A 1,767-nucleotide genomic window follows, 5' to 3' on the forward strand; every position below is an offset into this window, starting at 1 on the left:
GGCTTATCGCAGGTTCCCACGTCCTTCATCGGCTCCTGATGCCAAGGCATCCACCATGCGCTCTAAAACACTCACACACACCCCTACACGACCAGCCAGGTCACTCCCGCAAGGAGACTGCCCACCCGGTCACCGGGATCATGTGCGAGTCGGATAACACAAGAAACACAACAAAAAAATCACACTACAGAACACACACCCACCAGACAGCCACAGTCACATGACTGCCACGGTCTCCAGATGCATGCCCAGAGATGCTCGCGTCCACTATGAAAAAACCAAACCCCACCACCAGACACCCACACACCCACCACACGGACACTGTCCATGCGGCTTCGGTACGGGACCGGTCAGAGACACACACGAGACACCACCACGGAGACCACCACCATCAACCGGTGACGATCCCCCACGCTGGTGTCAGGCGCCTGTGCTCCCAGGACCCAACAACGTACCCAATACTCCCACCCACCCGACCCCAAAAGGACCGCGTGGACTGTGATGATGTTCCACCCATGAGCAACCACCCCACCAGACACTCGCCGGCAGACAGTGGCCACAACCACAGGACCAGACACAAGACGCGAACGCCTCATACCTGTCCTGGTGTGATGCTCCTTAGAAGGGAGGTGATCCAGCCGCACCTTCCGGTACGGCTACCTTGTTACGACTTAGTCCCAATCACCGGTCCCACCTTCGACCACTCCCCCCACAAGGGTTGGGCCGTGGGCTTCGGATGTTACCGACTTTCGTGACTTGACGGGCGGTGTGTACAAGGCCCGGGAACGTATTCACCGCAGCATTGCTGATCTGCGATTACTAGCGACTCCGACTTCACGTAGTCGAGTTGCAGACTACGATCCGAACTGAGACCGGCTTTCTGGGATTCGCTCCACCTCACGGTATCGCCACCCTCTGTACCGGCCATTGTAGCATGCGTGAAGCCCAAGACATAAAGGGCATGATGATTTGACGTCATCCCCACCTTCCTCCGAGTTGACCCCGGCAGTCTCCCATGAGTCCCCACCATCACGTGCTGGCAACATGGAACGAGGGTTGCGCTCGTTGCGGGACTTAACCCAACATCTCACGACACGAGCTGACGACAACCATGCACCACCTGTACACCAGCCCCGAAGGGAAGGACTGTCTCCAGCCCGGTCCGGTGTATGTCAAGCCTTGGTAAGGTTCTTCGCGTTGCATCGAATTAATCCGCATGCTCCGCCGCTTGTGCGGGCCCCCGTCAATTCCTTTGAGTTTTAGCCTTGCGGCCGTACTCCCCAGGCGGGGCACTTAATGCGTTAGCTCCGGCACGGAATCCGTGGAATGGACCCCACACCTAGTGCCCAACGTTTACGGCATGGACTACCAGGGTATCTAATCCTGTTCGCTCCCCATGCTTTCGCTCCTCAGCGTCAGTAACAGCCCAGAGTCCCGCCTTCGCCACCGGTGTTCCTCCTGATATCTGCGCATTTCACCGCTACACCAGGAATTCCAGACTCCCCTACTGCACTCCAGTCCGCCCGTACCCACTGCACGCGCAACGTTGAGCGTTGCGTTTCCACAGCAGACGCGACAGACCACCTACGAGCTCTTTACGCCCAATAATTCCGGACAACGCTTGTACCCTACGTATTACCGCGGCTGCTGGCACGTAGTTAGCCGGTACTTCTTCTGCAGGTACCGTCACTTGCGCTTCTTCCCTACTGAAAGAGGTTTACAACCCGAAGGCCGTCATCCCCCACGCGGCGTCGCTGCATCAGGCTT

1 rRNA gene is annotated in these 1,767 nt (G+C 57.9%); it reads right to left on the reverse strand.

Annotated elements, in window-relative coordinates:
* Positions 1-622: 622 nt before the first annotated feature.
* Positions 623-1,767 (reverse strand): 16S ribosomal RNA (locus tag AAD496_RS14855); the annotation flags it as partial.

The sequence above is a fragment of the Brevibacterium litoralis genome, assembly GCF_040212315.1.
Taxonomy (GTDB): Bacteria; Actinomycetota; Actinomycetes; order Actinomycetales; family Brevibacteriaceae; genus Brevibacterium; species Brevibacterium litoralis.